This window comes from Streptomyces sp. CA-179760 (assembly GCF_050937045.1).
Classification (GTDB): Bacteria; Actinomycetota; Actinomycetes; order Streptomycetales; family Streptomycetaceae; genus Streptomyces.
In genome coordinates this window covers 4,367,252-4,391,881 of the sequence record NZ_JBNJLZ010000001.1, presented here as the reverse complement: position 1 = coordinate 4,391,881, position 24,630 = coordinate 4,367,252, and the positions used below count along the sequence as shown (strand labels likewise).

The following is a 24,630-nucleotide window of genomic DNA, read 5'->3' as shown; positions in this document are numbered from 1 at the left end:
CTGGCGCGGCCAAGTTGGCAGACATGACAACCAAGGAACTTCAGGGCAAGAAGGCACTCGTCACCGGCGCCACGTCGGGCATCGGCCGCGCGATCGCGGTCAAGCTCGCGGAGGCGGGTGCCACCGTCTATGTGACCGGGCGCAGGGCCGAGCTCGGCAAGGAGACCGTCGAGCTGATCGAACAGGCGGGCGGGACGGGCCACTTCGTCGTCGCGGACGTCGCGAACCTCGACGACGTCCGGGGGCTCGCCGAGGAGGTCGGCGAGGTGGACGTGCTCGTGAACAACGCGGGCATCTTCCCGTTCTCGACGACCCTCGAGCAGCCGCTCGACAGCTACGAGCAGGTGTTCGACATCAATGTCCGTGCGACCTACTTCCTGACGGCCGCGCTCGTCCCGGCCATGGTGGCCAGGAAGAAGGGCGCGATCGTCAACGTCTCGTCGGTCGCCGGGCAGGTCGGCACCCCGGTCGGCTCCGTCTACAACGCCTCCAAGGCCGCGATGGACGCGCTGACCCGGTCGTGGGCCGTCGAGTTCGGCGCGGCGGGCGTTCGCGTCAACTCCGTGGCGCCCGGCCCGATCCGCACCGACATGGCCGTCGACACGGTGGGCGAGATGTTCGACGAGTTCAGCCGGAACACTCCGCTCACCCGCGCCGGTGAGCCCGAGGAGATCGCCGAGGCCGTGGTGTTCCTGGCCTCCGACAAGGCCAGCTACATCACCGGCGCGGTGCTCGCCGCCGACGGGGGCTACGTCGCGACCTGAGCGGTCCGGGAGATGCGGGCGGATGGGCCTCCCGGCGCTTCAGCGAGAGGGAGTTGACGCCAGTTGTGGCGGCAGCGGCGCCGCATGCGTGACGATCAGACCCGACACCGCTCGTGTCAGCGCCACGTACAGGCGCCGCAACCCCGTCCGTTCGTCCGGCTCGCCGTCGACCAGGGCCCGCGGTTCGTCCAGGACGACGTAGTCGTACTCCAGACCCTTCGCGAGCGAGGCCGGGACCAGGGTCAGCCGGGTCTCCTGGGTCGTCTCCTCGCCGGGGCCGAGGTAGGGGATCCCGGCCTCGGCCAGGGCCCTGGCCAGCTCCGGGACCCGGGCGTCCGCCGCGATCAGGCCCGTCGAGCCCTCGTTGCCCAGCAGGTCGCGGCAGGCGGTGACCACGTCGGTGGTCCCGGAGACCGGCCGGACCTCGAAGTGGCCCGGGTTCTCACGGATCGACATGACCGGGGTGAGCCCCGGGGCGATGTGCGGCAGCAGCCGGGAGGCGTAGGTGATGACGTCCGTCGGCACGCGGAAACCGGCCGTCAGCTCCTCCACCACCGCGTCCTGCTTGCCCAGGTGGGTCAGCGCCTCCTGCCAGCCGCGGGTCGCCCAGGGCGTGGTGCCCTGCGCCAGGTCGCCGAGGACGGTCGCGCTGCCGGTGGTGCAGCGCCGGCCGACCGCCCGGTACTGCATGGGGGAGAGGTCCTGCGCCTCGTCGAGGACGACATGCCCGAGGGAGTGCGTGCGCTGGATCAGGTCGGTGGCCTCGTCGATGAGGACGGCGTCGGCCGTCGCCCACTTGGCGGACTTGACGCTGCGCGCCGGCTTGGCCCAGAGGACCGCCTTCTGTTCGTCCTCGTCGAGGATCCCCTCCGCGTGTTCGGCGAGGAAGTCCGCGTCCGACAGCAGGCGCAGCACCAGTTTCGCCGGGTCGACGGCCGGCCAGACCGCCTTGACCGCCGCCTTGACCGCGCTGTTGCGGGCCACCGCGTCCTGCACCCGGTCGTCCGGCGCCTCGCCCGAGCGTTCCATCTGCACCAGCACCGTGTGCGCGATGCGCTGCGGCAGGGCCTCGCGGGCGGCGCCGTAGCGGATGTCGCGGTCCAGCAACTCGCGGACGATGTCCTCCAGTTCGTACTGTGCGACGCGCCAGCGGCGGGAGCCGCGCACGACCACGACCGGCTCGGTGGGCAGGGTGACGTGCGCGTAGAGGGCCCCGCGCAGTACCCGCGCCATCCGGGCGTCGCCCTTGACGACGGCGGCCGTCGCGTCGTCCGTGCCCTTGATCTCGACGTGCGCCACCAGGTCCTCGACGGTGGCCTGCTGGACACTCAACTCGCCCAGGGCGGGCAGGACTTGCTCGATGTAGTGCAGGAAGGACCGGTTGGGCCCGATGACCAGGGTGCCGGTACGGGCGAGGCGCTCACGGTGGGCGTAGAGCAGGTAGGCGACCCGGTGCAGGCCGACGGCGGTCTTCCCGGTGCCCGGGCCGCCCTGCACACACACCGAGCCGGAGAGCCCGGAGCGCACGATCTCGTCCTGCTCGGGCTGGATCGTCGCGACGATGTCCCGCATCGGGCCGACACGCGGACGCTCGATCTCCTGCTGGAGCAGCCGGCTGGTCTTCGCCGCCTCGGCCGGGTCCGAGAGATGCTCGTCCTCGTACGCGGTGATGTCGCCGCGCGTGTACCCGAAGCGGCGGCGCAGCGCGATGTCCAGCGGATCCTTCTTGGAGGCCCGGTAGAACGGCTGCGAGACCGGTGCGCGCCAGTCGATCACCATGGGGTCGCCGTCGGCGTCGTGCACATGCCGCCGCCCGATGTGCAGTGTCTGATAAGCAGCCTCCGGCTGCGGGCGCTCGCCCTCCGCGCCCTCGGCCTGATCGGCGCCGGGTGTGTGCAGATAGTCGAGCCTGCCGAAGAACAGCGGGGTGTCGCTGAGGTCGGCCAGGGCCTTGACGCGCTCCCCGATCTGGCGGGCCAGCACCTCCGCGTTGACCCAGTTCGCGGTGACGTCGCTGATGTCGAGGGCCTCGACGTCCTCGCGCATGGCACGCAGAGCGGAACGGGACGAGGCGAGGTGGGAGCGCTCACGGGAGAGTGGGTCGCCGACGGGCGTGGACAAGGGAGTGCCTCCGGAGGACCTGCGGAAGGGATGGCGGTGAGATACCGGCCGGTTTCCGTCCGGGCGGCGGCGCTCCATGAGGGAGGCGGGCAAGAGCGGAGATCTTAGAGGAACGGGGGACTCGACCGCCAACGGTTTTCCCGCCCCCTCTTCCTCATCCCCTAGGGGACGAGGCCCTCCTTCCTGAGGGGCAGGAGTCGGTCCGCGGGCGTACGAGCGGAGTGCGCAGGTTCAGCCCCGAGACCGACGCGGGCTTTACGGGCGAAACCGCACCATGGAGACATGAGCGCAGCAACCCTTTCCCCTGCCCCCGCACCGGGCCGGCCGCCGGGTGCCACCGCCGTGACAGGCAGCCACCGCCACCGCATCGGCGACGCCCTGCGCGCCGTCAGGGTCTTCGCGGGAGCCGCCTTCGACGTGATCGTCCTCGGACAGTACGGCGAGGAGGTCGGCGTGGTCCGCCGCAAGTGAGCCGGCGGACCCGCCGCACCGGACTGCCGACCGTTCTCAGCTGTCCGCCAGCAGCTCGTCCGCGTCCACGATCCGGTACGCGTACCCCTGCTCCGCCAGGAAGCGCTGCCGGTGGGCCGCGAAGTCCTGGTCGATGGTGTCCCGGGCGACCACGGAGTAGAAGTGGGCCTGGTGACCGTCCGACTTGGGGCGCAGTACCCGGCCGAGACGCTGGGCCTCCTCCTGGCGGGAGCCGAAGGTGCCCGACACCTGGATCGCGACCGTCGCCTCCGGCAGGTCGATCGAGAAGTTCGCGACCTTGGAGACCACCAGCACGCTGATCTCGCCCTCGCGGAAGGCGTCGAAGAGCTTCTCGCGCTGCGCGTTCGACGTCTCGCCCTTGATCACGGGCGCGCCCAGGTGCTCACCCAGCTCGTCGAGCTGGTCGATGTACTGGCCGATCACGAGGATCTGCTGCCCGGCGAAGCGGCGGACGATCGCCTCGGTGACCTTCCGCTTGGTCGCGGTCGTGGCGCAGAAGCGGTACTTCTCCTCCGTCTCGGCCGTGGCGTACGCGAGCCGCTCGGTGTCGGTCAGATTGACCCGGACCTCGACGCAGTCGGCGGGCGCGATGTAGCCCTGCGCCTCGATCTCCTTCCACGGCGCGTCGAACCGCTTGGGCCCGATCAGGGAGAACACGTCCGACTCGCGGCCGTCCTCGCGCACCAGGGTGGCCGTAAGGCCGAGCCGCCGCCGCGCCTGCAGATCCGCCGTGAACTTGAAGACCGGCGCGGGCAGCAGATGCACCTCGTCGTAGACGACCAGGCCCCAGTCCCGCGAGTCGAACAGCTCCAGATGCGGATAGACGCCCTTCCGCTTGGTCGTCAGCACCTGGTACGTGGCGATCGTGACGGGCCGGATCTCCTTGCGCGTCCCGCTGTACTCGCCGATCTCGTCCTCGGTGAGCGACGTCCGCTTCACCAGCTCGTGCTTCCACTGACGGGCGGAGACGGTGTTGGTGACGAGGATCAGCGTCGTGGACTTCGCCTGGGCCATCGCCCCGGCACCGACCAGCGTCTTCCCGGCGCCGCAGGGCAGGACGACCACGCCGGAACCGCCGTGCCAGAAGTTCTCGACCGCCTGCTTCTGATACGGCCGCAGCGCCCAGCCGTCCTCGGCCAGCTCGATCGCGTGCGCCTCGCCGTCGACGTACCCGGCGAGGTCCTCGGCCGGCCAGCCCAGCTTCAGCAGGGTCTGCTTGATCTGCCCGCGCTCGGAGGGGTGCACGGCGACGCTGTCCGGGTCGATCCGGGCGCCGACCAGCGGCGTGATCCGCTTCGAGCGCAGGATCTCCTCCAGCACCGGCCGGTCGGTGGTCGTCAGGACCAGGCCGTGCGCCGGGTGCTTGGACAGGGTGAGCCGACCGTAGCGGTCCATCGTCTCGGCGATGTCGACGAGCAGCGCGTGCGGCACCGGATAGCGGCTGTACTCCACCAGCGCGTCCACGACCTGCTCGGCGTCATGGCCAGCGGCGCGCGCGTTCCACAGGCCCAGCGGGGTCACCCGGTAGGTGTGGATGTGCTCCGGCGCCCGCTCCAGCTCCGCGAAGGGGGCGATGACGCGACGGCAGTCGTCGGCCCGCTCGTGGTCGACTTCCAGGAGCAGGGTCTTGTCGGACTGGACGATCAGCGGACCATTCACACGCGGCACCCTTTCTGCGGACAAACGTCCAGTGTGCCTGATCGACGCCCCCCGAGGGTGTGATCTGCGCTGCTGGAACGACGCCGGTCCTACAGAATGCCTTTTCATCCCAACGTGTGGTGTGAATTCAGTTTTTCCACGGCAGCCCCGAAGAATGGCGAACCGTGCAGAATACGCCGACGACCACGCTCGGATACGCCCTGTTCGCCACCCGCTGGCTCCAGGCCCCGCTGTACTTCGGGCTGGTGGCCGCGCAGGGCGTCTACGTCTACAAGTTCTTCAAGGAGCTGTGGACCTTAATCCTCATGTGCGTGAGCGGGCACGCCACCGAGACCTATGTGATGCTCGCCGTGCTCAAGCTCGTCGACGTCGTCATGATCGCCAACCTGCTGATCATGGTGATCGTCGGCGGCTACGAGACCTTCGTCTCGCGCATCGGCCTCCAGGGCCACCGCGACCAGCCTGAATGGCTCTCGCACGTCAACTCCAACGTACTGAAGGTCAAGCTCGCCACCGCCATCGTGGGCATCTCCTCCGTGCATCTGCTCCAGATGTTCGTGGACGTCCACCACACCTCCCACCACGCCCTGCTGTGGGGGACGGTGATCCACATGGCGTTCATCGCCTCGGCGGCGATCCTCGCGTACATGTCGGGCCCGATGGCGGCGCAGAGCGATCGCGGCCATGCGGATCGCGGCCATGCCGACCGCGAGCCGGCCGGGCACCCGCAGGTCGTGCGCCCGCAGCCGGGCCAGGAGACCCCGGCGGTCACGCTGCCCTCGCCGCGGCAGCCGGAGCCGGAGCCGGTGCACGTACCGGAACAGGACACCGACGCCGAGGCCCGGATCCGCGCGGCCGGCTTCCCCGCCCGCAAGCTGCTGGAGGACTTCGACCAGCAGCACCCCCGGGGCTTCGACCGGGAGACCGTGGCCCGGCTCGGCAAGGCGGACTTCGTCGCCGCCCGGCGCAACGTGGTCTTCGTCGGCCCGACCGGCACCGGCAAGACGCACCTGGCCGTCGCCCTGGGCGTGCGGGCCTGCCAGGCCGGGCACCGGGTGCTGTTCGCCACCGCAGCCGAGTGGGCCGTCCGGCTGTCCGGCGCCCGGGCCGCCGGCCGGCTCGACGCGGAGCTGGCCGCCCTCGACGAACACCCCCTCCTGATCGTCGACGAGATCGGCTACACGCCCTTCGACGCGACCACCGCGGGCCTGTTCTTCCAACTGGTCGCGCACCGCTACGAGCGTGGCTCGCTGATCGTGACCAGCGACCGCCCGCTCGGCCGCTGGGACGAGGTCTTCGGTGCCTCCGCACCCGCGATGGCGGACCGCCTCGCCCATCACGCCGAGGTGGTCCGGCTGGAAGGCGACAGTTACCGGACGCGCCGCGTCACCGCAGCGTGGACAGACTGATGGTGTTGACCAGCGGGCCCTCGACGGAGACGCCTTCGCCCACCAGGGATTCGGCGTGGGCCGCCGGGATCGGCAGTGGCAGCGCGGGCGGGGCCGCCGCGGCCGAGGGTGCGAGCACGCCCACGAGGGCGGCGGCGGAGAGTGCGAGTACGAGTGCGGGAAGCTTGTCACGCATGGCGGCAGGGCCTTTCACGGGCTGAGCGGTGGGGACACCGCACCGCGGGCCGGCCCGGAACGCGGGGCCGGCCCCGACGGGTGCGCGGAGGCGGATCAGATCTGCGGCGTCTCGATGACGAGGCCGGCGACATCGATGCCGACCGCCGCGGCCGGGGTGGCGAGACCACCGAACATCATCAGGGCGGCGGTGGCCAGGACGGCGGAGACTCGACGGACAGCGCGCATGCTGGGACTTCCTTTCGACGGTGCTCACAGGAACACCCGGTGGCTGCCCCCGGGCACAGCGCGTGATGCGGCCAGCCCCGCAAGGTCGCCCGAGGGTGGGACATCCCCGGCGTGGCGTGCATGAACGGCGGCGTGCACTCGAACGAGTGAGAAGCGCCCCTGCCCGGGCGGGGTCAGCCCGCGTCGTCGGCCAGCTCCGCGACCCCGGTGATCCGGTGCAGCGGATACGTACGGACCTCGTCCGCCGTGTGGTCGTACGCCGTGACGAAGCCGCCCTCGACGCGGACGGGCGCGATGACCCGCTGGCTGGCGGTGCCCTCGGCGTTGACGTAGCCGATCCACAGGGCCTCGCCGGTCAGTACGGCGGCCTGCATGGTGGCGAGGGTCTCGGCGGAACCGGTGCGGGGCAGCTCGCCGTTGACCGCCGGAGCGGTGCCGGGCTTGCGCGGGGTGGTGGAGGCGAGGTCGCCGGCCCGGATGGCGCGCAGCGCCGCCGCGAGGAGGACGTCGTCGGGGACCGGCGGGCCGTCCGGCACCGGCTCAGGTGCCGTACGGGGCGGAGTGCGGTGGGCGAGGGCGCGGGTGATCAGCACATCGCCCTCGGCGGACTCGGCGGCCGGCGCGAACCCCATCGACCGCAGCCCTTCGAGGAGCCCCGCGGGGTCGGCCTGCGCGGCCAGCACGGTCGGGGCGAGCCGCCGTAGGCCGAGGCCGGCGGCTCGCTTGTCGGCGAGGATCTCGCCCAGCACCGCGTCGTCGTCGCAGCGCACATACGCCGAGGCCGCGCCGACGCGCAGCTGGCCGTGCCGGCGGGCCACGTCGTCGATCAGGTAGGCGAGCGGCTGCGGCACCGGCGTACGGGAGTGCGCGGTGAGGAAGGAGTGCAGGTCGGAGGCGGCCTGCCCGGCGTCGAGCGCGCGCCGCACCGAGCCGGGCGTGAACCGGTAGACGGTGGCCCCGCCCTTGGACTCGACGTCAGCCAGCACCCCGAGCATGTCGGCGAGCGGGCGCCGCAGGGGCCCGGGCGCCACCGCCGTCAGGTCGGCCTGGAGCAGCACGTGGTCCAGCGGCTCGGGCAGCTGGGGCGTGAGGAGCCGGGCCGCGGCGGCGGAGGCGACGGCCTGTTCGGCGGGGGAGAGGGGAGCGACCGGGGTGGGGCGATGGTGGTGGTGATGGACGGGGAGCTTGTCTCCCGGACCTGCCGATCCGGCGGGCTCCGCCTCAGGGTGCTGCGCGGCCGCCGCCGGTCCCAGCAGGGCCCGGCCGTGGGCCGACAGGGCGCCCCGGCCGGTGACGCCCAGCAGCTCCGCCTCGGACAGCGCCCACTCGGCGAGACGGGCGCGCGGGTCGTCCTCGCGCCGGTCGCCGCGCAGGGGGCGCTCCCAGCGCAGCCGGGCGAGCACCGACCCGGCGTCCGGAGCGGCGCCCTCCGGCAGCCCGGCCAGCAGCGCCAGCACCCGGTGCCGTACCTCGGGCGCCGCCGAACGGTCCAGGCCCGGCCCGAGCGCCGACAACGTACGGTCCTTCGCGTCCCGCCCGCCCACCAGACCGGCCGTACGGGTCGCCGTCAGCCACGCCGTGACCAGCCGCGACCAGCGCTCGGCGGGGGGCGCCTCCAGCCACTCGTCGTAGGCCGGGGTCGCCGCGTACCGCTCGTCGGCCTCACCGTCCGAGGCGATCAGGCCCGCCGTGTACGCCAGTTCCACCCAGAACGCGGCGACCGGCTCGGGCACGTCGAGGGCGACGGCCGTCCGCTTCAGGTCCCGCACGCTCAGCCCACCGGCCCGCAGCACCGCGGGCCCGCCCTCGTCCCAGTCCTTCAGCAGCTCCTCGACGGTCGCCAGCGCGGTGTACGCCTGCCCGGCCGCCGTACTGTCCACAACCTGTGGACGGTGCACGGCGACAGCCTCGACCACCGGCGGCAGGGGCTCCGGCGTCCGGTGCGCCAGCCCCCGGCGCAGGTGCAGGGCGACCTCGCGCGGCAGGACGACCGTCCCCGGCGCCGTCGGCAGCAGCAGCCCCCGGTCCAGCAGCCGGCGCAGCCGCGCCGCCGGGTCCGCGGTGACCTGCCCGTACGGCGGCCCCCACACCAGGCGTTCCAGTACCTCCAGGGAGTCGGCCGGGATGTCGGCGAGCAGCGCGGTCATCCGGGCCCGGTCCGTGAAAAGGCCGGTGAGGGCGGTCACCGCGGAGACCGAGTCATGGGTCGAGGCCAGCCCGGCGGCCGTGACGATCTCCTGGATCCGCCCGGGGGACATCCCGGCGGTGGCCTCCTGGACCGTCGGGCCGAGACCGGTCGGCGAGGGGTGCTGCGGCGCGGGCGCCAGCAGTTCACGTGCCGTACGGACCAGCCGCAGCCGGTCGTCGCCGCCCCAGACCAGGGCCTGCTCGCGCAGGACGTCCAGGGCGTGCGGCAGGGCGGCGACGACGGCCGGGTCGGCGTCGTCCCCGGCCATGAGCCCGAGCAGTTCGTCGTACGCCGCCGGGTCCGCCGCCACGGCCAGCGCCTCCGCCGTCTGCAGCGCGAACCGGTCGAGACGCTCCAGGGCCCGCACGACCGAGGCACGGGTGCCGGCCCGGGTCGCGAGCTGGGTGAGGTCGGTCGGCACGGGCGTGATGAGGTCCGGGCGGCCGCGCAGGAGCGCGCCCAGCGCGGCGTCGCCCCGAGCGCGGAGCGCTTCCGCGAGGGAGCGGGGGGCCGGGGGCCTGTCCTCGGTGCTCATCCGGTCCACGGTAGCGGGTTGCCTCCGGGGGGCGAGCCTCGTCCTCGAACGCCGGGCGGGCCGGGTTTCGCCGACCTGTGGAAGCTCGCGGTACCGTCGTCCGACGGCGTCAGCCAACGCACACGCCCCGGAGGGGACTTCGTGGGGATTGAGAGCGACCAGGTCGTTTACGAGTATCTGAGCCGCGTCGGCGACGTGGCCCAGCAGCGGCAGTTGCCGTCGGCCACCCGGATGCGCCTGGTCGCCGACCTGCGGGGCGAGATCGACCGGCGCCGCGCGAAAGTCACCGTCGACTCGCCCGCCGCCGTCCGCCGCATCCTGACCCGCATGGGCAGCCCCGACGAGGTCGTGGCGGCGGCAGCGGAGAACACCGGCGGCGCACAGTGGAGTGCCGCCCCTGCCTCCGTCCCCGTGCAGCGTGACGCCGAGCCGGAGGAGCGGCCGAAGGGGATGTTGCGGCGCGTCGTCCCGCGGCCCCGCCCGGCACGGTCCGCCGAAGAGGCGCACCCGGCGCCCCCCGAGGGGCCGGCCCCGCCGCACCTGGCCGCCGGGTACGAGCTCGGGGACAGCGTCGTCCAGCCCGACTGGTGGCGGGTGGACAGCACCCCGTTCGGTGTGGGCGAGGAGGTGCCGGGCTTCGTGGGCGGCGTGGAACTGCCGGACCTGCTGAAGCCGCCGCAGCCGAGGAAGCCGGAGCTGGAGAAGACGGCCGCCGAGGAGGCCGAGCCGGCCGTCGAGGCCGTCGCCGAAGAGGCCGGGACCGGCACTCGCCGCCGCCTCCCCCGGCTGCCGGGCGGCAGTTGGAGCAACCCGCTGCTCCTCGCCGCCGCTGCTCTGCTCGTCGCGGGCGCCGTGCTCGGCAACTGGTTCGTGCTGCTCCTCGGCTGGCTCATCGCGTACGCCTCGCGCCGCCTGACCCAGGCCGAGACGAAGTGGGCCGTCATGGTCCTGCCCGGCCTCGCCGTCACGTCGGGCCTGGTGTGGCTCTGGGGCAGGATGAACGGCCGCTGGGGCACTCCGATCGCCGAGGGCCACATGAACGACGCGGTCTCCGAGACCTGGCCCTGGGTGGTGCGGGGCGCCGCGGTGGCGTCGGCGCTGTTCCTGGTGTGGCGTTCACAACGGCAGAGGCCGTAGGCACCGGGGGGCACGTCTGCCCGTCACCCGCCCTGGGCACAATGGCCCATATGGCACTCACCGTCGGTTTCGACCTGGACATGACCCTCATCGACTCCCGCCCCGGCATCCGCGCCTGCTACCAGGCGCTGTCCGAGCGGACGGGGACGTACATCGACGCCGATCTGACGGTCACGCGGCTCGGGCCGCCGCTGACCGATGAGCTGATCAACTGGTTCCCGGCCGAGGAGGTCGGGGACATGGCCGCTCTGTACCGGGAGATGTACCCGTCGATCGCCATCGCCGCGACCCCGGCGATGACCGGCGCCGCCGAGGCCATCGCGGCGGTACGGGAGGCCGGCGGGCGCGCGATAGTCGTCACCGCCAAGTACGAGCCCAACGCCAAGCTGCACCTCGCCCACCTCGGCATGGAGCCCGACGCGGTGATCGGCGATCTGTGGGCCGAACAGAAGGCGGAGGCGCTGCGCGAGCACGACGCGGGCGTCTATGTCGGCGACCACGTCGGAGACGTGCGCGGCGCCCGGACGGCCGGCGCGCTGTCCGTCGCGGTGGCCACCGGCCCCTGCCCCCCGGAGGAACTGCGCGCGGCGGGCGCGGACGTCGTCCTCGGCGACCTGACCGAATTCCCCGGGTGGCTTTCGGGCTACCGCCCCGCGCGCGCCTGACGCCGGCCGGCCGCCACGGAACGCAGCACTCCCGCTCCGGCCATCAGGAAACCGACCGCCATGAGCATGCTCAATCCGAACATGTACGTCGGAAAGGGCGTCGTCCCGAGGAACAGCGGGGCGACCGTGACCAGTGTGGCCACGGCGCCGATGAAGAAGACGATGGCACCGGCACGGACCAGACGGTCACCGGGCGCGGCGGAATTCGTTTGGGTTTTGTCAGGCACCGGACCAGGGTAGTTCCCAGCCCGAAGGAACAACCCGGTGACGTCTTGTCACCGGCCTGAAGAGCATTAGCCTTGGTACCGGCGGGTCCGTGCGGCCCGCCCGAGTGCTATCAAGAGCCGTTTCCCGAAGCAGTTTTCCGACGAGTACGAGGACGAGGACAGACGTGCCTACCGGCAAGGTCAAGTGGTTCAACAGCGAGAAGGGCTTCGGCTTTCTCTCCCGCGACGACGGCGGTGACGTCTTCGTCCATTCCTCGGTCCTCCCCGCCGGAGTCGAGACGCTCAAGCCCGGTCAGCGAGTGGAGTTCGGCGTGGTCGCCGGGCAGCGCGGCGACCAGGCACTGTCCCTGACGATTCTGGACCCGACCCCCTCCGTCGCCGCCGCGACGCGCAAGAAGCCGGACGAACTCGCCTCGATCGTCCAGGACCTCACGACCCTGCTGGAGAACATCACCCCGATGCTGGAGCGGGGCCGCTACCCCGAGCGGACCTCCGGCAAGAAGATCGCCGGCCTGCTGCGGGCGGTCGCCGACCAGCTGGACGTCTGAGACTCCCAGGGGTCCTCAGGGAAAACGCAGCGCGTTCGGGCCGAGGGGCGGTACGAGTCCCTCGGCCGCCGCTCGTGTCAGCAGTCCGCGTACGGCCGCGTAGCCGTCCTCGCCGAGGCCCGCCGTGAACTCGTTGACGTACAGCCCGATGTGCTGGTCGGCGACGGCCGGGTCCATCTCCTGGGCGTGCTCCATGACGTACGGGCGGGACACCTCGGGGTCGTCCCAGGCGGCGCGCACCGAAGTCCGGATGGAGTCGGCGAGCAGCCGCAGCTTCTGCTCGCCCAGCGACCGCTTGGCGATGATCGCGCCCAGCGGGATCGGCAGCCCGGTGGTGTGCTCCCAGTGCTCGCCCATGTCGGCGAGCTTGTGCAGGCCGTAGCCGCCGTAGGTGAAGCGCGCCTCGTGGATCACCAGCCCCGCGTCGACCTTCCCGTCCCGCACGGCCGGCATGATCTCGTGGAACGGCATGACGACGATCTCGCCGACCCCGTCGGCCAGCGTGTCGGCGGCCCACAGCCGGAACAGCAGATACGCGGTGGACTTCTCGCTGGGCACGGCGACCCTGCGCCCGGTGAGGTCGACGTCCGCCTCCCGCGTCAGCACCAGCGGCCCGCAGCCCCGCCCCAGGGCACCTCCGCAGGGCAGCAGCGCGTACTCGTCGAGGACGTACGGCAGCACGGCGTACGACACCTTCAGTACGTCGAACTCGCCGCGCTCGGCCATGCCGTTGGTGACGTCGATGTCGGCGAAGGTCACGTCGAGGGCGGGGGCGCCGGGGACCCGGTCGTGGGCCAGGGCGTCGAAGACGAAGGTGTCGTTCGGGCAGGGGGAGTACGCGATCTGCAACTGGTCACTGGTCATGCCGGTTCCAACTCTCCAGTACGGGCACGAGCTTCCCGAAACCCTCGGTCAAGGCCGCCAGGGCGTCCCCGATGCGCCAGGCGGCGCGGTCGCGCGGCCCGACGGGATTGGAGACCGCCCGGATCTCCAGTACGGGCACCCCGTGCGCGACGGCGGCCTCGGCGACACCGAAACCCTCCATGGCCTCGGCGAGAGCCGTGGGGTGCCGCTCGCGCAGCGCGGTGGCCCTGGCGGCCGTCCCGGTCACGGTGGACACGGTGAGCACGGCCCCGGCAGGGGCCCCGGCGGCCTCGGCGACCCGTCGTACGAGGTCCCCGGGCGGCTCGTGACGTACGGTCCCGAACCCGAGCTCCGAGACCGGCACGAACCCGTCGGGCGTCTCGGCCCCCAGATCGGCCGCGACGATCTCATCAGCGACGACGAGCGACCCCACGGGCGCCTCCGGCTGGAAGCCCCCTCCGATCCCGGCGGAGACGACGAGGTCGTAGGGGGTGCCCTGGAGGGCGGCGGCGGTGAGAGCTGAGGCGGTGGAGGCGGCGGCGAGGGCGGGCCCCACACCGGCGTCGATCACATCGACGACCACGCCGCCGCTGGTGCCGTGGGCCCCGAAGGCCTGTGCCACGGCGTCCCTCTCCACAGGAACAGCGGTGGCCACCAGTACCCGGCCGAGCCCAGCGGCAGCGATTACGCGTCCTTCTCCAGCTTGAAGTTCCACAGGCCGGAGGTGTCCTTCTCGCCCTCCTTGATGGAGACCAGCGTCGAGTCGCCCTGCGCGCCGTACTGGGCGTTGAAGAACACGCTGCCCGGGATGGTGCGGTACGTCTTGGTGCTGGCGTCGGTCAGCGGCTGACCGTTCATCAGGATCGTCCAGCCCTTGTCGGCGATCTCCGGGTCGACACCGAAGCGCACGGTCTCGTCCGGGTCGACCGAGATGGACTTGATGCCCTTGTCCTTCAGGCACTGCGTGAGGTCGGCGGGCTTCAGGGCGTCGCCCTCGCCGCCACAGGTGGCCTCGGAGTTCACCGAGTCGCTGCCCACGGTGACCGTGGCCATCGGCGTCGGCTTGTCACAGGCCGACAGGACGAGCAGTCCGGCGGATACGACACCGGCGACAGCGACGGCGCGGCGGCGTCGCACTACGGATTGCAACGTGTTCATGGGCGAAGGTTATCGGGCACACGACCGGGAGTGCCCACGCGGGGTACGGCGTGCCCGTACGGCTACGCCACGCGGGGTCGCGTCGCACTGCCGCGCCGGGCCGAGGCGATCAGCCCCCGTACGGTCGTCAGCCACCCGGTGCCGATGATCGCAGCGCCCACCGCCAGCCCGACCGGGCCGTTGAGCGGCAGCACGATGCCGACCGCCCCGCCGAGCACCCAGGCCATCTGCAGCAGGGTCTCGGACCGGGCGAAGGCCGAGGTGCGGACCAGCTCGGGCACGTCCCGCTGGATCAGCGCGTCCAGGGAGAGCTTGGCCAGGGCCTGTGCGAAGCCGGCCATCGCCGCCAGGCAGGCCACCAGGACCGCGCTGAAGAACACCGAGGCCAGCACCGCCACGCCCACCACACACGCCACCACCGTCACGATGATGATCTCCGGTGCCCGGGAGCGGAGCCACGCCCCGACCGCCGTGCCGAGCGCGTTGCCCGCGCCCGCCGAGACGCCCACGATCCCCAGGGACACGGCGGCGCTCTGGCCGGAGACCGGGTGCTCGCGGAGCAGGAAGGCCAGGAAGAAGATCAGGAAGCCGGTGAGGCAGCGGATCGAGGCGTTGGCGGCCAGCGCGTGGGTGACGGCCGGGCCGACCGTGCGCAGCCCGGGGCGCTTGACGGGCCTGCGGTGCGGGCCGTGCAGATGCTGTTCGTCCGCGGCCAGCAGCGCGGTGTCCTCGCCCTTGGCGGAGTCGACCTTGGGCGGCAGCGTGAACGACAGGATCGTCCCCGCGACGAAGAGCACGAAGGCGCCGAAGAGCGGCCAGCGCGGCCCGATCTGCTGGAGTCCGGCGCCGATCGGGGCGGCGATGCCGGTGGCGAGGAGCCCCCCGAGGGTGACCCGCGAGTTGGCCTTCACCAGGGAGAAGCGGGGTGGCAGCAGCCGGGGCACGACGGCGCTTCTGACCACGCCGTACGCCTTCGACGAGACGAGGACGCCGAGCGCGGCCGGGTACAGCTCGATACCGCCGGTGACGACGGCTCCGGACAGGACGATCGCGAGCAGCGCCCGGGCCAGCATCGCGCCGGCCATGGCCGCCCGGCGGCCGTGCGGGATGCGGTCGAGGAGGGGGCCGATCACCGGTGCGAGCAGCGTGAAGGGCGCCATGGTGATGGCGAGGTACAGCGCGACCCGGCCGCGGGCCTCGTCGGTGGGGACGGAGAAGAAGACGGTCGAGGCGAGGGCGACGGTGACCATGACATCGCCGGCGCCGTTCACGCCGTGCAGTTCGATCAGCTTGCCGAGGCCGGACTCGCCGGCGCCGTGCGCGTGGGTGGCCTTGCGGATGCCGCGGGCGGTGCCGGTCACCGGGAAGTGCAGGGCACGGCCGACCGCGCGGAGGGAGCCGCTCATCCGGCCCGGTCCGCTCAGTCGGCTGCTTCCCTTGACGGGCGTCTTCGCGGCTGCCACGACGTCATAGTGCCCCGAGAAGGCTGTGGGTAGTGCCATTACGGCTCGTATAGGGCCTGTGGGGTGACTGTCGGATGACTGCCCGGTCGTCGGGTCATGGGACCGTCGGTGTACGTGAAGTGGGGCGGAAGGGTAGCGTGCGTATCTCAGCCATCCCGCAAAATGGATGAAGGATGTCGACGCGGTCCCCCGGTCCGCTCCGTCCGCCCCCGCGCCGGGAGTGGCGCACTCGTGAGACGGCGTATGGAGAGAAGCGATACCTGTGAGCGCAGCGACAACGCGAAGCCGCACCCCTGACCGCCTGTGCGCCGAGGCCGTCGACCTCGCGCGCGCCGCAGCCGAGGAGGCCGCGGCGCCAGGGATCGTCGGCGAGCACGTAGGGACGGTCTCCGAGGGAGACCGCGTTGTCACGCACTTCTTCGAGTGCCGGGAGCTGGGGTACCGGGGCTGGCGCTGGGCCGTGACGGTGGCCCGGGCGTCCCGGGCGAAGATCGTCACGGTGGACGAGGCGGCGCTGCTGCCCGGCCCGGACGCGGTGCTCGCGCCCGAGTGGGTGCCCTGGAGCGAGCGGCTTCGCCCCGGCGACATGGGGCCGGGCGATCTGCTGCCCACGGACGCCGAGGACCTGCGTCTGGAGCCCGGCTACTCGGGCGAGGACGAGCCGGCGCCGAATTCCCCCGTGTCGCACGAGATGGCCGACCTGGTGGAGGCGGAGGACGCGGACGTCGCCGCGGGCCCCCCGTCCGGTTTCCTCCCGGTCATCCCGACCCGCGGCTCCATCACCGGAGTGGCGGAGGAGCTCGGCATGCGCCGGGCCCGCGTCCTGTCCCGCTACGGCCTGTACACCGCGGCCGACCGCTGGGAGGAGGCGTTCGGCCCCAAGACCCCCATGGCCCAGTCGGCCCCGGCGGCCTGCGTCACCTGTGGCTTCCTCGCCCCCATCGGCGGCTCCCTCGGCCAGGCCTTCGGCGTCTGCGCCAACGAGTTCTCCCCGGCCGACGGCCGCCTCGTCGCCCTCACCTACGGCTGCGGCGGCCACTCCGAGGCCGCCGTCATGCCCCGCCCCCCGCAGCCGCCCTCCCCGGTCATCGACGAGACCCGGGTCGACCCGTTCCCGCTGCGCCCGGCGCCGGACTCGGGGTCGGTGGCGGCGACGGCGGACGAGGACTCGGAGGAACTGGGGCACTCGTAGGCGTGTCCTCGCCCGGCCGTTGACCGGCTGCACGTCCTGTCCGCAGCAGGTATGAGGCGTAGTACGCCCAGCTCGCCGGCTTGTCCGGGCCTCGTCGCGCCGAAGGGCGGGCGAAGCCGACGCCGACTGCTTCCGCCGCGGGTTCCTGTGCGTGGGGGTGGGGTGCTCGCGGGACCGGGTACGGATTGAGCCCGGGGCGGGCGGCGTGCGCGGCCTGGTGTCCCAGGCGGTACCTTCTCCTCACGTCGACGAGGAGAAGGAACGGCAACGTGAGCAGCAAGTTCGTGCGGCCCGCCGCCGAGGGGGCCGATCCGTTCGGTACCGCGCGTCTGCGCCGCGGTGTCCTCGACGCCTGGGCCACCAGCCCCGCCCGGTTCCGTGAGGACGCCAACGCCGAGGAGGACCTGGTCCTCGGCGGCTACCGGGACCGGCTCGTCGTCGAGCTCGCCCAGAACGCCGCCGACGCCGCGGCCCGGACCGGAGTGCCGGGACGGCTGCGGCTCACCCTGCGGGACGGCGTTCTCGTCGCCGCCAACACCGGCGCACCCCTGGACGCGGCCGGTGTCGAGTCGCTGTCCACGCTGCGGGCGTCGGCGAAGCGGGAGAACCAGGAGCAGGCCGTCGGACGCTTCGGGGTCGGCTTCGCCGCCGTCCTGTCCGTCACCGACGAGCCGGCCGTCGTCGGCCGGCACGGCGGCGTCCGCTGGTCCCTGGCCGAGGCCCGGGAGCTGGCCGCCGAGACCGCCCGGCACAGCCCCGGACTCGGGGACGAGGTCCGTCGGCGGGACGGCCACGTACCGCTGCTGCGGCTGCCGTTCGCCGCCGAGGGCACCGCCCCCGCCCCGTACGACACCGCCGTCATCCTGCCTCTGCGCGACGACCCCGCCGCCGACCTCGCCGAGCGGCTGCTGCACGCCGTCGACGACGCGCTGCTGCTCGCCCTCCCCGGCCTCGACGAGGTCGTCGTGGAGGTCAACGGGGAGAGCCCCAGGACCATCACCCGCCGTACCGACGGGGCCTTCACCGTCGTCGACGACTCCGAGGGCGGCGTCACCCACTGGCGGACCGCGGTCGCGCACGGCCCGCTCACCCCCGACCTGCTCGCCGACCGGCCCGTCGAGGAGCGGCTGCGGCCGCGGTGGTCCGTCACCTGGGCCGTGCCCGTCGACAGCGACGGCAGCCCGGCCCGGCCCCGCACCAGCCCGGTCGTGCACGCGCCCACCCCGAGCGACGAGCCGCTCGGTGTCCCGGCGCTGCTCATCGCCTCGTTCCCGCTGGACTCCACCCGCCGGCACGCCGCCCCCGGGCCGCTGACCGACTTCCTCGTCCAGCGCGCGGCCGACGCGTACGCCGAGATCCTCGGCGACTGGCGGCCGGTGACCACCGGGATCATCGGCCTCGTGCCCGGCCCGCTCGGCAAGGGCGAGCTGGACGGCGCCCTGCGCCAGGCGATCCTGGAGCGGCTGCCCCGCACCTCCTTCCTCCCCTCCGCCGCCGAGCCCGGCGAGCACGACGGCGACGACGACCTGCCCGACTCCCTGCGCCCCCGCGACGCCGAGATCGTCGAGGGCGCGGGCGCGGACACCGTGCGGGTCCTCGCCGAGGTGCTGCCCACCCTGCTGCCCGGCGGGCTGGAGCGGCGCGCCGAGCTGCGGACCCTGGGCGTCGCCCGCGTCCCGCTGACCGACGCGATCGACCGGCTCGCCGGTCTCGAGAAGGACCCCGGCTGGTGGCGGCGGCTCTACGACAGCCTCGCCGGAGTGGACCCCGACCGGCTGTCGGGCCTTCCGGTGCCGCTCGCGGACGGCCGTACCACGATCGGCCCCCGGCAGGTCCTCCTGCCCAGCGCGGAGGCCGCCGGTATCGACCCCGAGGTGCTGGCCCGGCTCGGCCTGAAGGTCGCCCACCCGGACGCCGCCCACCCGCTCCTGGAGAAGCTCGGCGCCCTGCCCGCCACCCCGCGCGCCGTGCTCACCACCCCGCAGGTGCGGGCCGCCGTCGCCGCGTCCCTGGACGACGACGGCGGGGTGAACTGGGAAGAGGACACCCTCGACGCCGACGAACTGGCCGACACCGTGCTCGCGCTGGTGCGGGACGCCGGTCTGGAGCCCGGCGACGAGCCCTGGCTCGGCGCCCTCGCCCTGCCCGACGAGGACGGCGAACCGGCCCCCGCCTGCGAACTCGTCTTCCCCGGCGGCCCCTTCGCCCAGGTGATGCGCGAGGGCGAACTCGCCGCCGTGGACACCGAGCTGGCCGACAGGTGGGGCGAGCAGCCGCTCGCCGCCTGCGGGGTCCTGGTGAACTTCGCGCTGGTCCGCGCCACCGACGTCGTCCTCGACCCGGATGAACTGGAGCCCCGCGAGGGCGACTTCGCCGAGCCCGACGACGCGGGCCTGCTGGACGCCGTCGACGTGTGGTGCGAGGACATCCTCGACCGTTTCCCCGACAGCCCGGTCCCGCCGGTCGCCACGGAGATCATCGCCGTACGGGATCTGGACCTGGTCGACGAGGACAAGTGGGCCCAGGCACTGGCCCTGCTGTCGCAGCCGCCCTTCCGGGACGCCATCGTCGAGCCCGTGCGGATCCTGCTGCACGACGGGACCCACGAGGCCGTGCGGCCGTACGCGGCGTGGTGGCTGCGCGGGAACCCGGTGCTCGACGGCCGCCGCCCGGCCGGACTGCGCGCCGCCGGCGGCGACCCACTCCTGCGCGGGCTGTACGACGAGGCCGACGCCACCGGCTTCGAGGACGAGCAGGTGCTGCGGGCGCTGGGCGTACGGACGTCCGTCGCCGCGCTGCTGGACGAGCCCGGCGGGGCCGCCGAGCTGCTCGACCGGCTCGCCGAGCCCGAGCGCGAGGTGGCGGACGCCCAGCTGCACGCCCTCTACGGCGCCCTGGCCGAGCTGGACCCCGAGCAGGTGACCCTGCCGGACGAGCTGCGCGCGGTCGTCGACGGCCGGGTGGAGGTCGTGGACGCGGCCGACGCCGTGGTCGTCGACTCGCCCGACCTGCTGCCCTTCACCTCGGGCGTCCCGCTGCTGCCGGTCCGCCCCGCCCGGGCCGCCGAGCTCGCCGAGCTGTTCCAGGTGCGGCGGCTGAGCGAGTCCGTCACCGGGGAGGTCGGCTCCGAGGGTGTCGAGCACGACGTACCGGAGCCGGTGCGGGTGCTGCTCGGCCGGCTGACCCCGGCCTCCTACGTCGAGCACGAGGAACTCGTCGTCGACGGCGTGGAGATCGACTGGCGGCTGACGAACGACGGCGTCCTGCACGCCGCCACCCTGGAGGGCGTCGCCGCGGGGCTGGCCTGGGCGGCCGGGCAGTGGCCGCGACGGTTCGAGGTGGCGGCGCTGCTGGAGGATCCGTCCCGGACGGAGGAGCTGGCGCGGGACCGGTGGTTCGACTGAGCCGAGCCTCAGGGGGCACTTCGGCGGCTCGTGAAAACTCCCGCACAAACTTTTCACTTGTCGTACAACCATGCGCACTGTTCGCGAATCTGATCACTTGAGTCAACAGACTCCATGATCACTTGGGCCCCAGGAGCCGACGACGAGCGCCGGGGCCCTCTCCACCTGGAGAACGCATGCGCATCCGAGCCACCGTGGCCGCCGTCACCGGCGCCCTGGCCCTGTCCGCTCTCGCCGTGCCGGCCGCGCAGGCCGCCGACGTGCCGTGGTCCTCGGGCAGGACCGCCTTCGGCGCGGCCACCGCCGACGGCACCGTCGGCACCGCCGCCGAACTCGATGTCACCTTCTCGAACATGAAGGTGAACAGCGGCAAGAACATCGTCGTCGGCACCACGAACGCGGTCAAGGTCCCGGTCACCTACACCCTGACGCACCCCGCCGACCTGGACACCGGTGCCGACAACTTCGCCAACGGCCCGCTCATCTACAAGGGCAGCTCGGCGGAGACCGCGACCAACATGCTGATCAGCGACGAGCCGGCCACCTGCACCGCCGCCTCGTCGACCAAGCTCAGCTGCAAGGGCGTCATCACCATCCGCCCCGCCGACGGCGACCTGTCGAGCGACGAGGCCGGCACGTGGAACGCGGGCGGCCTCGCCCTCGCCGGCGAAGAGGACGTCAAGGTCCAGGGCGGTCTCGGCGCCGTCCGGGTCCAGCGCTACTCCAAGCTGACGGTCAACGCCACGCCCGAGCCGGTGAAGAAGGGCAAGACCATCACCGTCACCGGCAAGCTGTCCCGCGCCAACTGGGACGACAACAAGTACCACGGCTACACCAACCAGCCGGTGAAGCTGCAGTTCCGTAAGAAGGACTCCAGCACCTACACCACGGTGAAGACCATCAAGTCCAACTCCACGGGCGAGCTGAAGACCACGGTCAAGGCCTCAGTGGACGGCTACTTCCGCTACTCCTTCGCGGGCACGAACACCACCCCGGCGGTCAACGCGACGGGTGACTTCGTCGACGTGAAGTAAGAACGCGCCCCTTCAGGGGCGCGGGGAACCGCGCGGCCGGCCACACCGAGCGCTAAGGGGTCCTAACAAAGGCGTTGGACATGCCGGTGGGTGATGAGGCAGGTGGCGAGTCCGAGGAAGGCTTCGTGGATGTCGTCGCGTCGCTCCCAGCGGATCCGCAGTCGGCGGAAGCCGTGCAGCCAGGCGATCGTGCGCTCGACCACGTAGCGGAAGACGCCCAGGCCCGAGCCGTGTTCGACGCCTCGTTCGGCGATGACCGGGCGGATCCCGCGAAGCCGAAGGAGGCGGCGGTACTTGTCGTGGTCGTAGCCGCGGTCGGCGAGGAGTGCGTCTGGCCGGTGTCTGGGGCGGCCGACAAGGCCGGCCACTGCCGGAACCTTGTCCAGCAGGGGCAGCAGCTGGGTGACGTCGTTGCGGTTTCCGCCGGTCAGCGACACCGCGAGCGGGATGCCCTGGCCGTCGGTGAGGACATGGTGCTTGCTGCCCGGCCGTGCGCGGTCGACCGGGCTGGGTCCGCTTTTGGGCCGCGCCGAGCGGCCCGCACGTGGGAGGAGTCGATCACCGCCCGCGACCAGTCCAGCTTCTTCGCGGCCCGCAGCCTTTGCAGCAGCACCAGGTGCAGTTCGTCCCACACGCCGGCCTCGTTCCAGGCGGCCAGGCGCCGCCAGCACGTCATGCCGGATCCGAAGCCCAGCTCCTGGGGCAGGTACTCCCACTGGATGCCGGTGTGCAGCACGAACAGAATCCCGCACAGGGCCTGCCGGTCGGGGACCCGCGGCCTGCCCTCCACCAGCTTGGGACCCGGCTCGGGCAGCAACGGCTCAATGAGCGACCACAGTTCATCCGACACGATCCATGGCCGCGACTGTCGTTTCCCCACGAACAGCCCAACGACCACCCAAGCCGAAAGTCACATGATCAACAACTTCTGTTAGGACCTCTAAGCGGGAACGCGGCGGTCCACCCACCTCCAGGTGAGTTCCAGGGTGGCCGCCGCTGCCACCGCGATGCCGACCGCGATCCACGGCATCGTCATGCCGACCAGCTTCAGCGCGAAGAAGTGCTGGAGCCACGGCACCACCAGGACCAGCAGGAACGCCCCGGCCATCGATGCCACCAGGGCGATGCGCCACCAGGTGTAGGGGCGGGCGATGATCGCCAGGACCCACATCGAGATCAGGAAGAGCGTCAGCGTCGCGGCGCTGGTCTCCGCGTCCAGCGCGCCCCCGCCCGTGTAGTGCTCCCGGGCGATCAGATACGTCGCGAAGGTCGCCACCGCGGCCACCACCCCGCCGGGGATCGCGTACCGCATGACCCGCCGTACGAAGTTCGGCTTGGCGCGCTCCTTGTTGGGCGCGAGCGCGAGGAAGAACGCCGGGATGCCGATCGTCAGCGTCGACAGCAGGGTCAAGTGGCGCGGCAGGAACGGGTACTCGACCTGTGAGCACACCACCAGGACGGCCAGCAGCACCGAATAGACCGTCTTGACGAGGAACAGCGTCGCCACGCGCGTGATGTTGCCGATCACCCGGCGCCCCTCGGCCACCACCGACGGAAGCGTGGCGAAGCTGTTGTTCAGCAGCACGATCTGCGCCACCGCCCGGGTCGCCTCCGAGCCGGAGCCCATCGCCACGCCGATGTCGGCGTCCTTCAGGGCGAGGACGTCGTTCACCCCGTCGCCCGTCATCGCGACCGTGTGACCACGGGACTGCAGAGCCCCCACCATGGTCCGCTTCTGCTGCGGAGTGACCCGCCCGAACACCGTGTTGTCGTCGAGGGCCCGGGCCATTCCGTCCCCGTCGGCGGGCAGCCGGCGGGCGTCCACGGTGGTGCCGGACAGCCCGAGCTTGGAGGCGACCGCGCCGACCGACACCGCGTTGTCGCCGGAGATGACCTTGGCCCGGACGTTCTGGTCGGCGAAGTAGCTCAGTGTGTCCGCCGCGTCGGGCCGCAGCCGCTGCTCCAGGACGACCAGGGCGGTCGGCTTCGCCCCCTCGGTCACCTCGGCGTCGTCGAGGTCGCGTGCGACCCGGGCGAGCAGCAGCACCCGCAGGCCCTGCTCGTTCAGCCGCCCCGTTTCCGCGAGGGCGGGGTCGTCGTCGGGCAGCAGGACGTCCGGTGCCCCGAGCAGCCAGCTGCTCGTCCGGCCGTCCGGCTCGGCGAACGCGGCGCCGCTGTACTTGCGGGCCGAGGAGAAGGGCAGCGCCTGGGTGCAGCGCCACCGCTCGCCGTCCGGGTAGGCGTCGATGATCGCCTTCAGGGAGGCGTTCGGACGCGGGTCCGACTCGCCGAGGGCGCCGAGGACCTGTCGTACGTACGTCTCATCGGCGTCCTGCAGCGGCCGCAGCTCGGTGACGTCCATGCCGCCCTCGGTGAGGGTGCCGGTCTTGTCGAGGCAGACGGTGTCGACCCGGGCCAGGCCCTCGATCGCGGGCAGCTCCTGGACCAGGCACTGCTTGCGGCCGAGGCGGATCACGCCGATGGCGAAGGCGACGGAGGTGAGCAGGACCAGCCCCTCGGGGACCATGGGGACGATGCCGCCGACCGTGCGGGCGACGGAGTCGTCGAAGGCGTTCTCCTTCACGAAGAGCTGGCTGATGATCAGGCCGATCGCGGTCGGGACCATCATCCACGTGACGTACTTGAGGATCGTGGAGATGCCGGAGCGCAGCTCGGACTGGACGAGGGTGAAACGCGAGGCCTCCTCGGCCAGCTGGGCGGCGTACGCCTCCCAGCCGACCTTCGTCGCCTGGAAGGCCCCGCCGCCCGCGACCACGAAACTGCCCGACATCACCTGGTCGCCGGGGCCCTTGACCACCGGGTCGGCCTCGCCGGTGAGCAGCGACTCGTCGATCTCCAGGCCATCGGCCTCGACGCAGACGCCGTCGACCACGACCTTGTCGCCGGGGCCGATCTCGATCAGGTCGTCGAGGACGATCTCGGATGTGCTGACCTGCGAGGCATCCCCGTCCCGGCGGACGGTGGGCCGCACCTCGCCGATCAGCGCGAGGGAGTCCAGCGTCTTCTTCGCCCGCCACTCCTGGACGATCCCGATGCCGGTGTTGGCGAGGATCACGAAGCCGAACAGGCTGTCCTGGATCGGCGCGACGACCAGCATGATCAGCCACAGGATGCCGATGATCGCGTTGAAGCGGGTGAAGACGTTCGCGCGGACGATGTCGACGGTGGAGCGGCTGCTGCGCACCGGTACGTCGTTGACCTGGCCGCGCGCCACGCGTTCGGCGACCTGAGCGCCGGTCAGGCCCGTCACCGGGGAGGTGACCCGCGCCGGTCGTGCGGAGTCGAGCCGGGCACCCGCGTCGAGATGCGTCATGCATTCGACAGTACGTGCGGATTTGCCGCTTCAC

The 24,630-nt window shown here is 72.3% G+C and carries 21 protein-coding genes; 9 read left to right on the top strand and 12 right to left on the bottom strand.

Annotation, left to right across the window (positions count from 1 at the left end; all coding sequences use genetic code 11):
• Positions 1-23: 23 nt before the first annotated feature.
• On the top strand, positions 24-764 hold the full coding sequence (locus ACQEV8_RS19595; protein WP_432961935.1) for an SDR family NAD(P)-dependent oxidoreductase: 741 nt from the start codon (positions 24-26) through the stop codon (positions 762-764).
• Between the two features lie 39 nt (positions 765-803).
• Here ACQEV8_RS19595 and ACQEV8_RS19590 read toward each other — a convergent pair whose 3' ends face one another.
• A complete protein-coding gene (locus ACQEV8_RS19590) occupies positions 804-2,885 on the bottom strand; it encodes a HelD family protein (RefSeq protein WP_432961933.1) in 2,082 nt (693 codons plus the stop codon).
• A 282-nt stretch (positions 2,886-3,167) separates the two neighbouring features.
• On the opposite strand from ACQEV8_RS19590, the gene ACQEV8_RS19585 reads away from it, so the two are divergent.
• Positions 3,168-3,356, top strand: coding sequence for a hypothetical protein (locus ACQEV8_RS19585; RefSeq protein ID WP_432961931.1), 189 nt, complete (start codon positions 3,168-3,170; stop codon positions 3,354-3,356).
• A 36-nt stretch (positions 3,357-3,392) separates the two neighbouring features.
• Here ACQEV8_RS19585 and ACQEV8_RS19580 read toward each other — a convergent pair whose 3' ends face one another.
• Positions 3,393-5,036 carry a DNA repair helicase XPB gene (locus ACQEV8_RS19580; RefSeq protein ID WP_432961929.1) on the bottom strand — a complete coding sequence of 548 codons (1,644 nt, stop codon included), beginning with the start codon at positions 5,034-5,036 and terminating at the stop codon, positions 3,393-3,395.
• A 164-nt stretch (positions 5,037-5,200) separates the two neighbouring features.
• On the opposite strand from ACQEV8_RS19580, the gene istB reads away from it, so the two are divergent.
• Complete coding sequence (gene istB / locus ACQEV8_RS19575; protein WP_432961927.1) at positions 5,201-6,445, top strand: IS21-like element helper ATPase IstB; 1,245 nt, start codon at positions 5,201-5,203, stop codon at positions 6,443-6,445.
• Here istB and ACQEV8_RS19570 read toward each other — a convergent pair.
• The 3 genes from ACQEV8_RS19570 to ACQEV8_RS19560 form a co-directional block, all read right to left on the bottom strand.
• Entirely contained in the window at positions 6,423-6,620 is a 198-nt protein-coding gene (locus ACQEV8_RS19570; RefSeq protein WP_432961925.1) for a hypothetical protein, read from the bottom strand. The two genes, istB and ACQEV8_RS19570, sit on opposite strands and share 23 nt — an antisense overlap.
• A gap of 95 nt (positions 6,621-6,715) precedes the next feature.
• Positions 6,716-6,847, bottom strand: a complete 132-nt coding sequence (locus ACQEV8_RS19565; RefSeq protein ID WP_267944178.1) for a hypothetical protein — start codon at positions 6,845-6,847, stop codon at positions 6,716-6,718.
• 173 nt (positions 6,848-7,020) lie between these two features.
• The gene (locus ACQEV8_RS19560; RefSeq protein WP_432961923.1) at positions 7,021-9,570 is read right to left on the bottom strand and encodes a helicase-associated domain-containing protein; all 2,550 of its coding nucleotides are present in this window, start codon (positions 9,568-9,570) and stop codon (positions 7,021-7,023) included.
• Positions 9,571-9,711: 141 nt separating this feature from the next.
• Here ACQEV8_RS19560 and ACQEV8_RS19555 point away from each other — a divergent pair, with 141 nt between their 5' ends.
• The gene (locus tag ACQEV8_RS19555; RefSeq protein ID WP_432961921.1) at positions 9,712-10,707 is read left to right on the top strand and encodes a hypothetical protein; all 996 of its coding nucleotides are present in this window, start codon (positions 9,712-9,714) and stop codon (positions 10,705-10,707) included.
• 41 nt (positions 10,708-10,748) lie between these two features.
• Positions 10,749-11,372, top strand: coding sequence for an HAD family hydrolase (locus ACQEV8_RS19550; RefSeq protein WP_432961919.1), 624 nt, complete (start codon positions 10,749-10,751; stop codon positions 11,370-11,372).
• Here the strand turns inward: ACQEV8_RS19550 and ACQEV8_RS19545 are convergent.
• Entirely contained in the window at positions 11,351-11,599 is a 249-nt protein-coding gene (locus tag ACQEV8_RS19545; protein WP_184599437.1) for a hypothetical protein, read from the bottom strand. The genes ACQEV8_RS19550 and ACQEV8_RS19545 overlap by 22 nt on opposite strands.
• A 164-nt stretch (positions 11,600-11,763) precedes the next feature.
• On the opposite strand from ACQEV8_RS19545, the gene ACQEV8_RS19540 reads away from it, so the two are divergent.
• Positions 11,764-12,147: a cold-shock protein gene (locus tag ACQEV8_RS19540; protein WP_189729237.1), complete on the top strand. Its 384-nt coding sequence runs from the start codon at positions 11,764-11,766 to the stop codon at positions 12,145-12,147.
• A gap of 15 nt (positions 12,148-12,162) precedes the next feature.
• Here the strand turns inward: ACQEV8_RS19540 and ACQEV8_RS19535 are convergent, their stop codons facing one another.
• From ACQEV8_RS19535 to ACQEV8_RS19520, 4 genes are all read right to left on the bottom strand, one after another.
• Positions 12,163-13,011, bottom strand: a complete 849-nt coding sequence (locus ACQEV8_RS19535) for a 1,4-dihydroxy-6-naphthoate synthase (protein WP_215120688.1) — start codon at positions 13,009-13,011, stop codon at positions 12,163-12,165.
• Positions 13,001-13,726, bottom strand: a complete 726-nt coding sequence (locus tag ACQEV8_RS19530; RefSeq protein WP_432961916.1) for a futalosine hydrolase — start codon at positions 13,724-13,726, stop codon at positions 13,001-13,003. The genes ACQEV8_RS19535 and ACQEV8_RS19530 overlap by 11 nt, the downstream gene beginning before the upstream one ends.
• Positions 13,696-14,169 (bottom strand): DUF2771 domain-containing protein, encoded by a 474-nt coding sequence (locus ACQEV8_RS19525; RefSeq protein ID WP_251057882.1) that lies wholly within the window; start codon positions 14,167-14,169, stop codon positions 13,696-13,698. Before ACQEV8_RS19525 ends, ACQEV8_RS19530 begins: the two co-directional genes overlap by 31 nt.
• A 62-nt stretch (positions 14,170-14,231) precedes the next feature.
• Positions 14,232-15,632, bottom strand: coding sequence for an MFS transporter (locus ACQEV8_RS19520; protein WP_432961914.1), 1,401 nt, complete (start codon positions 15,630-15,632; stop codon positions 14,232-14,234).
• A 262-nt stretch (positions 15,633-15,894) separates the two neighbouring features.
• Here ACQEV8_RS19520 and ACQEV8_RS19515 point away from each other — a divergent pair, with 262 nt between their 5' ends.
• The 3 genes from ACQEV8_RS19515 (at position 15,895) to ACQEV8_RS19505 (ending at position 21,262) form a co-directional block, all read left to right on the top strand.
• A complete protein-coding gene (locus ACQEV8_RS19515; protein WP_432961912.1) occupies positions 15,895-16,824 on the top strand; it encodes a DUF3027 domain-containing protein in 930 nt (309 codons plus the stop codon).
• A 269-nt stretch (positions 16,825-17,093) separates the two neighbouring features.
• Entirely contained in the window at positions 17,094-20,228 is a 3,135-nt protein-coding gene (locus ACQEV8_RS19510) for a sacsin N-terminal ATP-binding-like domain-containing protein (RefSeq protein ID WP_432961910.1), read from the top strand.
• Positions 20,229-20,404: 176 nt separating this feature from the next.
• The gene (locus tag ACQEV8_RS19505) at positions 20,405-21,262 is read left to right on the top strand and encodes a hypothetical protein (RefSeq protein ID WP_432961908.1); all 858 of its coding nucleotides are present in this window, start codon (positions 20,405-20,407) and stop codon (positions 21,260-21,262) included.
• A gap of 62 nt (positions 21,263-21,324) precedes the next feature.
• Here the strand turns inward: ACQEV8_RS19505 and ACQEV8_RS19500 are convergent.
• Together ACQEV8_RS19500 and ACQEV8_RS19495 are read right to left on the bottom strand one after the other, a co-directional pair.
• Positions 21,325-22,115, bottom strand: a protein-coding gene (locus tag ACQEV8_RS19500; protein WP_432972824.1) for an IS5 family transposase whose coding sequence is annotated in 2 segments (ribosomal slippage) — positions 21,325-21,785 and positions 21,785-22,115 — 792 coding nt in all. Because the reading frame shifts where the segments join, the coding sequence is not laid out codon by codon here.
• Positions 22,116-22,202: 87 nt separating this feature from the next.
• On the bottom strand, positions 22,203-24,596 hold the full coding sequence (locus ACQEV8_RS19495) for an HAD-IC family P-type ATPase (RefSeq protein ID WP_432961906.1): 2,394 nt from the start codon (positions 24,594-24,596) through the stop codon (positions 22,203-22,205).
• Positions 24,597-24,630 lie beyond the last annotated feature (34 nt).

Bases quoted from the DNA above. Each gene is read 5' to 3' on its own strand.
- ACQEV8_RS19535 (WP_215120688.1), bottom strand. From the start codon at position 13,011: ATGACCAGTGACCAGTTGCAGATCGCGTACTCCCCCTGCCCGAACGAC.
- ACQEV8_RS19495 (WP_432961906.1), bottom strand. From the start codon at position 24,596: ATGACGCATCTCGACGCGGGTGCCCGGCTCGACTCCGCACGACCGGCG.
- ACQEV8_RS19585 (WP_432961931.1), top strand. From the start codon at position 3,168: ATGAGCGCAGCAACCCTTTCCCCTGCCCCCGCACCGGGCCGGCCGCCG.
- ACQEV8_RS19525 (WP_251057882.1), bottom strand. From the start codon at position 14,169: ATGAACACGTTGCAATCCGTAGTGCGACGCCGCCGCGCCGTCGCTGTC.
- ACQEV8_RS19595 (WP_432961935.1), top strand. From the start codon at position 24: ATGACAACCAAGGAACTTCAGGGCAAGAAGGCACTCGTCACCGGCGCC.
- ACQEV8_RS19570 (WP_432961925.1), bottom strand. From the start codon at position 6,620: ATGCGTGACAAGCTTCCCGCACTCGTACTCGCACTCTCCGCCGCCGCC.
- ACQEV8_RS19505 (WP_432961908.1), top strand. From the start codon at position 20,405: ATGCGCATCCGAGCCACCGTGGCCGCCGTCACCGGCGCCCTGGCCCTG.
- ACQEV8_RS19560 (WP_432961923.1), bottom strand. From the start codon at position 9,570: ATGAGCACCGAGGACAGGCCCCCGGCCCCCCGCTCCCTCGCGGAAGCG.
- ACQEV8_RS19565 (WP_267944178.1), bottom strand. From the start codon at position 6,847: ATGCGCGCTGTCCGTCGAGTCTCCGCCGTCCTGGCCACCGCCGCCCTG.
- ACQEV8_RS19550 (WP_432961919.1), top strand. From the start codon at position 10,749: ATGGCCCATATGGCACTCACCGTCGGTTTCGACCTGGACATGACCCTC.